Genomic DNA, 10,140 nt, shown 5'->3' on the forward strand with positions numbered 1-10,140 from the left:
GGCCGCGGGCCTGGGCCTGGCCTGGCTGGCCCACTCGCTCGGCCTGGGCGCGGGCTTCGGCCAGTTCCTGCTGATCGCGCTGCTGGCGCTGGGGGCCTTCGCCGTGTTCCGCATGTTCATGCGGTCGCGCAAGCCCGCCGAAGGCGGTGGCGCAGGCCACTCGCCCTTCGCCTTCCAGGGCGCCGGCGGCGGTGCTGCTTCGCCGGCCGAGGCGCAGATGCCCCGCCAGTACAGCCCGCAGAACGTGGGCAACGATGCCTCCGCGCGGCCCTTCGAGCGCAGCAGCATGGCCTTCGACGCCTCGCGCCAGAGCGGCGGTGGCTCCGGCGTGGTGATCGGCTCGGCGCTGGCAGGCTCGCAGAACTGGGGCGTGCCCGAGGGCTTCGACACCGAAGGCTTCCTGACCGCGGCCAAGCGCAACTTCATCACGCTGCAAGGCGCCTGGGACCGTTCCGACATCGCCGCGCTCCGTTCGATGATGACGGACAGCATGGTGGAGGAGATCCGCACCCAGCTGAGCGAGCGCGAGTCGCTGCGCGGCGCCAGCCAGCCCAACCACACCGACGTGGTCATGCTGGAGGCACAGCTGCTGGGCATCGAGGACCTGGGCGATGGCTACATGGCCAGCGTGGAGTTCTCCGGCATGATCCGCGAGGAACTCTCGGCCGGCCCGAGCCCGTTCCGCGAGGTGTGGAACATGACCAAGCCCAAGAGCGGCGGCAGCGGCTGGCTGGTGGCCGGGGTGCAGGCCCTGCAGTAACCGGCCGCAATGGCGCGGCGGGCGCGGGGGTAAAGCCCTCGGTGCCGCGCCCAGTTCGGGGAATAATCGGGGACTATGGCAACACAGTCCCCTTTTTCATTCCTGGATGGGCTTTTCGAGCGCATCGCCGCAGGCCCGCAGCCACCGCAGTGGCTGGTGCACGAGGTGCAGCACCGCCTGGTGCTGTTCCTCAACCACGTGCTCATGCAGGAGCCCGAGGCCATGGACCGCCTCGTGCGCCAGAAGGGGCGCGTGGCGCGGGTGCAGTGGCGGGTCTATTCCATGGCCCTGCAGATCACCCCGGCCGGGCTGCTCGACCTGGCCCCCGAGGGCCAGGTGCCGGACCTGCGCCTGGAGGTGATCGAGACCTCTCCCCTGTCGCTGGCCCAGACCGCGCTGCGCGGTGACAAGCCCGGCATCCGCATCGAAGGCGACGTGCAGCTGGCCGCCGACATCAACTGGCTGGTGGACCACGTGCGCTGGGACGTCGAGGAAGACCTGGCCCGCGTGATCGGCGATGCGCCGGCCCATGCCATCGGCTCGGCGGCCCGCCGCGCCGCGCAGGCGCTGCGCCAGTTCGTCGGCGCACGCCGGGCGTCCTCCGCCGGCGAGGCCGGCGGTACCGACCGATTCGCACCATGAGTCGTTTCCTTCGCGGCGTCACCATCGTCTGGGTGGTGCTGCGCTATGGGCTGGACGAGCTGGTCCTGACGAGCTTCCAGAAGCCCTGGCTGCGCCTGGTGGCGCGCATCGTGTCGATCGGCCGCAACCTGGACGCCCCGCGCGGACAGCGCCTGCGCGAGGCGCTGGAGCGGCTGGGCCCGATCTTCGTGAAGTTCGGCCAGGTGCTCTCCACCCGGCGCGACCTGATGCCGCCCGACATCGCCGACGAGCTGGCGCACCTGCAGGACCGTGTGCCGCCCTTCGATCCCGACGTGGCGGTGGCCACCATCGAGCGCGCCTTCCGCCGCCCGCTGGCTGAGGTGTTCGTGTCGTTCGACCGGGTGCCGATCGCCAGCGCGTCCATCGCCCAGGTGCACTTCGCGGTCGTGCGCGACCGCAAGGGTGTCGAGCGCGAGGTGGCCGTCAAGGTGCTGCGCCCGGGCATGCTGCCCGTGATCGAGAACGACCTGGGCCTGATGCGCCTGATGGCCGGGTGGGTGGAGAGCCTGTCGGCCGACGGCAAGCGGCTCAAGCCCCGCCAGGTGGTGGCCGAATTCGACAACTACCTGCACGACGAGCTGGACTTGGTGCGCGAGGCCGCCAATGCCGCGCAGCTGCGCCGCAACATGCAGGGGCTCGAACTGGTGCTGATCCCCGAGATCCTCTGGGACTTCTGCCATGCCGAGGTGCTGGTGATGGAGCGCATGAAGGGCGTGCCCATCAACCAGATCGAACGCCTTCGGGCCGCGGGGGTGGACATCCCCAAGCTGGCGCGCGACGGGGTCACGATCTTCTTCACCCAGGTGTTCCGCGACGGCTTCTTCCACGCCGATATGCACCCGGGCAACATCCAGGTGAGCCTGGAGCCGGAGACCTTCGGGCGCTACATCTCGCTGGACTTCGGCATCGTCGGCACGCTGACCGAGTTCGACAAGGAATACCTCGCGCAGAACTTCACGGCGTTCTTTCGCCGCGACTACAAGCGCGTGGCGGAGCTGCACATCGAAAGCGGCTGGGTGCCGGCCCACACGCGCGTGAACGAGCTGGAGGCGGCCATCCGCACCGTGTGCGAGCCGTACTTCGACCGCCCGCTCAAGGAGATCTCGCTCGGCATGGTGCTGATGCGGCTGTTCCAGACCTCGCGGCGCTTCCATGTGGAGATCCAGCCGCAGCTGGTGCTGCTGCAAAAGACGCTGCTCAACATCGAGGGCCTGGGACGCCAGCTCGACCCCGACCTGGACCTGTGGAGCACCGCCAAGCCGTTCCTCGAAAAGTGGATGCTCGACCAGATGGGGCCGCAGCGCCTGTGGCGCGAGCTGCGCGCCGAGGCGCCGCGCTTTGCCAAGATGCTGCCCGAGCTGCCGCGCCTGCTGCACGGCTACCTGCGCGAGCGGCCGCACGACCACCGACGCGAGCTGCTGGAACTGCTGGCCGCGCAAAAACGCACCAACCGCCTGCTGCAGAGCCTGATCTACGGTGGCATGGGATTTGTATTGGGGCTGCTGGCGATGCAGCTGCTGGTCCGCGTGCGGCTCTTCTAGCCTTTTTCCGACCCCTCCCTTTCCCCTTACCCCTCCCTACGCGACATACGAGGAGCATGCCGTGCTGTTGACCCTGGTCATTGTCTATCTGCTGATCACCATCGCCATCGGCCTGCTCGCAGCGCGGCGGGTGAAGAACTCGGCGGACTTCGCCATCGCCGGGCGGCACCTGCCGCTGTACATGATCGTGACGACCACGTTCGCCACGTGGTTCGGCTCCGAGACGGTGCTGGGCATTCCGGCCAAGTTCATCGAGGGCGGGCTGGGCAACGTGGTGGAAGACCCGTTCGGCGCGGGCTTCTGCCTGATCCTCGTGGGGCTGTTCTTCGCGGCGCGCCTGTACCGCATGACGCTGCTGACCATCAGCGACTACTACCGCGAGCGCTACGGCCGCGCGGTCGAGATCGTGTGCTCGCTCATCATCATGCTGAGCTACCTGGGCTGGGTGTCGGCGCAGGTGACGGCGCTGGGCCTGGTGTTCAACCTGCTGTCCGGCGGTGCCATCAGCATTCCGATGGGCATGACCATCGGGGTGGTCTCCATCTTGGCCTACACGCTGTTCGGCGGCATGTGGTCGGTGGCGGTGACGGACTTCATCCAGATGATCATCCTGGTGGGCGGGCTCGCGATCATCGCGGTCTTCGCCGGCAACATGGCCGGCGGGGCGGACAAGGTGATCGAGCTGGCCAGCAGCCGCGACCTGTTCCGCTTCCTGCCCGAGCCCAAGCTGCACGACATTCTGTTCTTCATCGCGGCGGGCATCACGATGATGTTCGGCTCCATTCCGCAGCAGGACGTGTTCCAGCGCGTCATGTCGGCCAACAACATCCGGGCGGCCACGCGCGGCCCGGTGATCGGCGGCATCTGCTACATCCTGTTCGCCTTCGTGCCCATGTTCCTGGTGGCCAGCGCGCTCATCATCATGCCGACCGAAACGGCCGAACTGCTCAAGGACGACCCGCAGAAGGTGCTCCCCACGCTGGTGCTGCAGAAGATGCCGTTCATCATGCAGGTGTTCTTCTTTGGTGCGCTGCTGTCCGCCCTCAAGTCCACGGCCTCGGCCACGCTGCTGGCGCCCAGCGTCACGTTCACCGAGAACATCTGGCGCCAGTTCCGCCCGAACGGCACCGACAGCGACCGCCTGCGTACCATGCGCATCAGCACGCTGGTGTTCAGCGCCCTGGTGCTGGCCTATTCGATCCACATGCAGGGCACGTCGATCTATGAACTGGTGTCGGGTGCCTACCAGGTGCCGCTGGTGGGGGCCTTCGTGCCGCTGGTCTTCGGCCTCTATTGGAAGCGCGCGACGACCCAGGGCGCCATCCTGGCCATCATCGCGGGCCTGTCGTCGTGGCTGCTGTTCCTGGCCACGCCGGCCGGCGCCGTGTTCCCGGCCCAGCTGGCGGGCGTGCTGGCCGCCACGGCGGGCATGCTGATCGGTTCGCTGGCGCCGCAGGGGCTGCGCAACGTGCATGCATCGCACCACCCGGTGGCAGGGGTGGAGCAGGCGTGAAGGGGGTTGGGACGCGGTGCCTATAATTGAAGGTTTTGCACTTTCCATCGCACACGCTCAAGATGCCTATCTATGCTTATAAATGCGGTTCCTGTGGCCACGCCAAGGATGTGCTGCAAAAAATCTCGGACGCCCCCCTCACGGTGTGTCCGGCCTGCGGGGCCGAGGCCTTCACCAAGCAGGTGACGGCGGCCGGCTTCCAGCTCAAGGGCTCGGGCTGGTACGTGACCGATTTCCGGGGCGGCAACAGCGGTGCGGGCGGCTCCAAGCCCGACGCCACGGCCCCCGCCGCCGCATCGCCTGTCAGCGACAGCGCCCCCAAGAAGGAATCCGCCAGCCCGGCGCCCGCGCCGGCCGCCAGCAGTTCCGACACCAAGAAGAACTGAACGGCCCCGGATGTCCGCTTTGCGCAAATGGCTGTTCACCGGCCTTCTGGTCATCGTTCCCGGCGTTATCACGGCCTGGGTGCTGAACTGGATCGTGAGCACGCTCGACCAGACCCTGCAGATCCTGCCCGGCTCCTGGCAGCCCGACAAGCTGCTGGGCTTTCACATTCCCGGCTTCGGGGTGCTGCTCACCCTGGGCATCCTGCTCGCGGTCGGCGCGCTCACCAGCAACTTCGCGGGGCGCAAGCTGGTGGAGTGGGGCGATGCCCTGGTGAGCCGCATCCCGGTGGTGCGCTCGATCTACTCCAGCGTCAAGCAGGTGTCGGACACGCTCTTTTCCGAGGGCGGCAACGCCTTTCGCACCGCCGTGCTGGTGCAGTGGCCGCGCGAGGGCGTGTGGACGGTGGCGTTCATCACCGGCACGCCGAGCGGTGAAGTGGCGGCCTACCTGCGCGATGAATACGTGAGCGTCTATGTTCCCACCACCCCCAACCCGACGGGCGGCTACTTCGTGATCCTGCGCAAGAGCGATTGCATCGAGCTCGAAATGAGCGTCGATGCGGCACTCAAGTACATCGTCTCCATGGGGGTGGTCGCACCCCCGGATCTCACGCCGCCCGATTCCCGATAACACCTCGTCGCATGCCCGCTTGCCGCGGGTGTGCGGAAACCTTGTCGCGCTCCACGAGGGCGCAGGAAGACTCTCCAATGGCCATGCGTTCCCACTACTGCGGTCTCGTCACCGAAGCCCTCCTGGGCCAAACCGTCACCCTCGCGGGCTGGGTGAACCGCCGCCGCGACCATGGCGGCGTGATCTTCATCGACCTGCGCGACCGCGAAGGCTACGTGCAGGTGGTGTGCGACCCCGACCGCGCCGAGATGTTCAAGACGGCCGAAGGCGTGCGCAACGAGTTCTGCGTGCAGGTCAAGGGCCTGGTGCGCGCGCGCCCCGAGGGCACGACCAACGACAGCCTCAAGAGCGGCAAGATCGAGGTGCTGTGCCATGAGCTGAACGTGCTCAACCCCTCGGTCACGCCCCCCTTCCAGATCGACGAGGAGAACCTGTCGGAAACCACGCGACTCACGCACCGCGTGCTGGACCTGCGCCGCCCGTACATGCAGAACAACCTGATGCTGCGCTACCGCGTGTCGATGGAGGTGCGCAAGTTCCTCGACGCCAACGGCTTCGTGGACATCGAAACCCCCATGCTCACCAAGAGCACGCCCGAAGGCGCGCGCGATTACCTGGTGCCCAGCCGCGTGCACGACGGCCAGTTCTTCGCGCTGCCGCAGTCGCCCCAGCTGTTCAAGCAGCTCTTGATGGTGGCCGGCTTCGACCGCTACTACCAGATCACCAAGTGCTTTCGCGACGAAGACCTGCGCGCTGATCGCCAGCCCGAGTTCACCCAGATCGATATCGAAACGTCGTTCATGGAAGAGCAGGACATCCGCGACATGTTCCAGGGCATGATCAAGACGGTGTTCCAGAACACGCTGGGCGTGGACCTGGGCGAGTTCCCGGTCATGACGTACCAGGACGCGGCCTACCGCTACGGCTCCGACAAGCCCGACCTGCGCGTGAAGCTCGAATTCACCGAGCTGACGGAGGTGATGAAGGACGTGGATTTCAAGGTGTTCTCGGGCGCTGCCAACATGAAGGGCGGCCGCGTGGTGGCCCTGCGCGTGCCCGGCGGCGCGCGCGAAACCGGCGGCCTCTCGCGCGGCGAGATCGACGGCTATACCGAGTTCGTGAAGATCTACGGCGCCAAGGGCCTGGCCTACATCAAGGTCAACGAGCTGGCCAAGGGTCGCGACGGTCTGCAGTCGCCCATCGTCAAGAACATCCATGACGCGGCCATCGCCGAGATCCTCAAGCGCACCGGCGCACAGGACGGCGACCTGCTGTTCTTCGGCGCCGACAAGGAAAAGGTCGTCAACGACGCCATCGGCGCGCTGCGCATCAAGATCGGCCACAGCGAGTTCGGCAAGAAGAACGGCCTGTTCGAGGACCGCTGGGCGCCTCTGTGGGTGGTGGACTTCCCGATGTTCGAGTTCGACGAGGACTCCCAGCGCTACACCGCCGTGCACCATCCCTTCACCGCGCCCAAGGACGGCCACGAGGACTGGATGGTCACCGCACCCGAAAAGTGCATCTCCAAGGGCTACGACATGGTGCTCAACGGCTGGGAGATGGGCGGCGGCTCCGTCCGTATCCACCGTGCCGACGTGCAGCAGAAGGTGTTCGATGCCCTCAAGATCACGCCCGAGGAAGCGCAGCAGAAGTTCGGCTTCCTGCTGGACGCCCTGCAGTACGGTGCGCCACCGCATGGCGGCCTGGCCTTCGGCCTGGACCGCATCGTCACGCTGATGACGGGCGCCGAGTCGATCCGCGACGTGATCGCCTTCCCCAAGACGCAGCGTGCGCAGTGCCTGCTGACGCAGGCGCCGAGCCCGGTGGACGAAAAGCAGCTGCGCGAGCTGCACATCCGCCTGCGCAACCCCGACGCCGTCAAGGCGGCCTGATCCGTCCAGGCGCACGGCCGATCCCCCGGGACCGCTGAAGCGATGGACCCCCAAGCGGCAGGAGCGTCATGTTCCTGCCGCTTTTTTCATTGAAGGACGCGTTGATGCAAACCCGCAAAGTGACCCGGCTCTCCGTGGCCCTGCTGGCCCTGGTGGCTGCGCTGGCCGGCTGTGGCGAGAAGAAGACCGAGCTGGGGCAGGGCGGCTCCGTCGTCACCGGCTCGGCCGGCCCGGAAGGGGCGCGCAACGCCGCGCGCGAACTGGTGCGCTGCGACGCGCCCGTGGCCACGCTGGCGCTGGCCGAGAACCCGAACGGCTACGTCATGGGGTCGGGCTACCAACTGCCGGCCTCGCCTGTGCCGCTGATCAAGCTGCTGGCGCAGCAAAGCGGCTGCTTTCGCGTGGTGGACCGTTCCGCCGGCCTGCGGGGCACGGTGCAGGAGCAGGACCTGAAGGACGCGGGCGTTCTGCGCAAGAACTTCACGGTGCAAAAGGGCCGGGGCTACGAGGCGCAGTACACGCTCACGCCCAGCCTCACGTTCAGCGAGCAGGACGCGGGCCGCGGGCTGTCCGGCGTCATCGCCATGATCCCGGTGCTGCGCGACATCGCGGGCCTGGCCGGCCTGGTGGAGCAGGTCAAGTTCAAGGAAGCGCAGACGGCCCTGCTGCTGTCCGACAACGAGACCACCGAGCAGGTGGCGGCCTCCACCGGTGCGGCGCGGTCCACCGACCTGGGCGTGGGCGGGCTGGTGTTCGGCAAGCTGGGCGGGGCGGCCGGCGCGGGCTGGAGCAATACCAACGAGGGCAAGGTGATCGCCGCGGCCTTCCTGGATGCGCACAACCAGCTCGTCACGCAGGTGCGCGCGCTGCAGGCCAAGGAAATGCCGCCGCCCGTGGCCACGGCACGCCAATCCTCGGGACGCTGACGCGCCGGGCGCAGCGACTCGGGGGGCACCGGGTCGCCCGAGTGGGTGATGGGGCAGGGAAGGCGGAACAGGGTGCGGGGGTGTGGCACGCATTGTGCTGCTGTCTTCGGCCCCGTCGTGCAGGCCCTGCCTGGATGGCAGAGGGCAAACCCCATGCCGATGGCATGCGGTTTGCGCCATGCATGCATCACAATCTGGGCCATCGCCCAGGCAAAAGGACTTCCTGTGTCTCACGCGTCTCCCTTTCTGGCCACCCCCGAGCAATGGTTACGGTACATGCCGGCGGCGCAGCACCAGCGACAGGAATTGAGACTGGTCGAGAACGCATGGGACCACCTGTCCTTGCTGTCATCCCTGTCGCTGCTGTCGTCCAAGGCCTCCTCCGGCCATGATCTGGCGCAGGCCCGCAGGGACTTCGCCGCGCTGTCGGCCGACCTGATGCGCGGTCTGGCCGGCGAGGCGCTCAAGAACCGGATCAGCGATCTCGCCTCGCGCGCCCAGGTCTGCATCGATGTGCTGGTGCGCAACCTCTTCGAGCGCACGGCCGACATCGGCTTTTTCGCCACCGACGTGGGCGTGGCCGAATTCCTGGGACATCCCGACCCCGGCACCCGCCCCGCCATCGCCGCCCGGCTGCGCGAGTACGCCGACAAGTACACGGTCTACGGCAACATCTTCCTGTTCGACACCGCTGGCCGGCCGTGCGCCCAGTTGCATGCGGTGGAGCCGATCGCCTCCGAGGCGCAGCGGCAGGCTGACCAGGCGTTTCTGCTGTCGGTGCTGCAAAGCCATGCGCCCTATGCCGAGCACTACGCGGTGCACGGTTTCAGCGGCGAGGCTGGCAAGACGCTCATGTACGCCCGGCGCGTGGATTTCGAGGGGCATGCGGCGGGTGTGCTGTGTCTGCAGTTCAAGCTGGCCGACGAAATGCCGGCCATCTTCGCCTCGGTGCAGGACGGCGGTCGCCCGCAGGGCCAGGGCTGCGACGCCGTGCTCGCGCTCACGGACGGCCAGGGCCGCGTGCTGGTGTCCAGCGACCCGCTGCAGCTGCCGGCCGGCTGGCCGGTGCCGCAGGCCGCGGCCGCCGGTGTGCAACCGATCCACCATGCGAGCCGGCGCTACCTGATGGTCGTGCGCGACGCCGAGGGTTTCCAGGGTTATGCCGGGCCGGGCTGGCGCGGCGTGGCGCTGCTTCCCCTGGACGTGGCCTTCGACGAAGCGGCCCAGAGCGATGCCGACGCTTTTCCCGTCGAACTGGCAGGCCACGCCGATGTGCTGTCGCAGGAACTGCGCGATATTCCGGCGCGCTCGGCCACCATCCAGTCGGCGCTGGAGCGCTCGGTGTGGAACGGCCTGCTGGACCTGCACCAGCTCGGTGGCGACGCGGCGGCGCCCCGCGAGCTGCAATTCGCCAAGACCTTGCTGTCCGAGATTGGCGCCACCGCCCGCAAGACGGCGCTGGCCTTCGCCAGCGCCCTGCAGGACCTGTACGGCGTGGTCATGCGTTCGCTGCTGAGCGATGCCCGGGGCCGCGCGTCGCTGGCGATGCAGATCCTGGACCGCAACCTGTACGAGCGGGCCAACGACTGCCGCTGGTGGGCGTTGACGCCGCAATTCGCCCGCACCCTGGAGGCCGGCACGCCGGGCTGCGAACAGGCCACCGCGGTGCTGCAGGGCATCAACCGGCTCTACACCGTGTACGCCTGCCTAGTGCTGTTCGACCGCGAGGGCCGCGTGGTGGCCGTCTCCCAGCCCGGCCAGGCGCGCCAGGTGGGCACGTCACTGGACGAGGAATGGGTCGGCCGCTGCCTGCGCCTGCAGGGCAGCC

General features: G+C 67.9%; 8 protein-coding genes and 1 pseudogene. All 9 read left to right on the forward strand.

The features are described from left to right. Positions 1–760: Tim44 domain-containing protein (locus AC27KI_RS14055; RefSeq protein WP_487114354.1), on the forward strand; the 760-nt coding region annotated here is incomplete at its 5' end. A gap of 75 nt (positions 761–835) precedes the next feature. Next, positions 836–1,402, forward strand: a complete 567-nt coding sequence (locus AC27KI_RS14060) for a hypothetical protein (RefSeq protein WP_272565475.1) — start codon at positions 836–838, stop codon at positions 1,400–1,402. Then, positions 1,399–2,964 carry a ubiquinone biosynthesis regulatory protein kinase UbiB gene (gene ubiB, locus AC27KI_RS14065; protein ID WP_487114356.1) on the forward strand — a complete coding sequence of 522 codons (1,566 nt, stop codon included), beginning with the start codon at positions 1,399–1,401 and terminating at the stop codon, positions 2,962–2,964. Before AC27KI_RS14060 ends, ubiB begins: the two co-directional genes overlap by 4 nt. A 61-nt stretch (positions 2,965–3,025) precedes the next feature. Next, positions 3,026–4,477: a high affinity choline transporter 1 gene (locus tag AC27KI_RS14070; RefSeq protein WP_487114358.1), complete on the forward strand. Its 1,452-nt coding sequence runs from the start codon at positions 3,026–3,028 to the stop codon at positions 4,475–4,477. A 62-nt stretch (positions 4,478–4,539) separates the two neighbouring features. Further along, positions 4,540–4,863, forward strand: coding sequence for an FmdB family zinc ribbon protein (locus AC27KI_RS14075; protein WP_487114360.1), 324 nt, complete (start codon positions 4,540–4,542; stop codon positions 4,861–4,863). Between the two features lie 10 nt (positions 4,864–4,873). Beyond that, positions 4,874–5,494 (forward strand): DUF502 domain-containing protein, encoded by a 621-nt coding sequence (locus AC27KI_RS14080; RefSeq protein ID WP_272565470.1) that lies wholly within the window; start codon positions 4,874–4,876, stop codon positions 5,492–5,494. Between the two features lie 77 nt (positions 5,495–5,571). Next, entirely contained in the window at positions 5,572–7,386 is a 1,815-nt protein-coding gene (gene aspS / locus AC27KI_RS14085; RefSeq protein ID WP_284405495.1) for an aspartate--tRNA ligase, read from the forward strand. A 104-nt stretch (positions 7,387–7,490) separates the two neighbouring features. Beyond that, the gene (locus AC27KI_RS14090) at positions 7,491–8,312 is read left to right on the forward strand and encodes a CsgG/HfaB family protein (RefSeq protein WP_487114362.1); all 822 of its coding nucleotides are present in this window, start codon (positions 7,491–7,493) and stop codon (positions 8,310–8,312) included. A 225-nt stretch (positions 8,313–8,537) separates the two neighbouring features. Further along, positions 8,538–10,140, forward strand: a pseudogene (locus AC27KI_RS14095) (chemotaxis protein CheW); the annotation flags it as partial.

It is taken from the genome of Acidovorax sp. KPB24-03 (genome assembly GCF_057546605.1).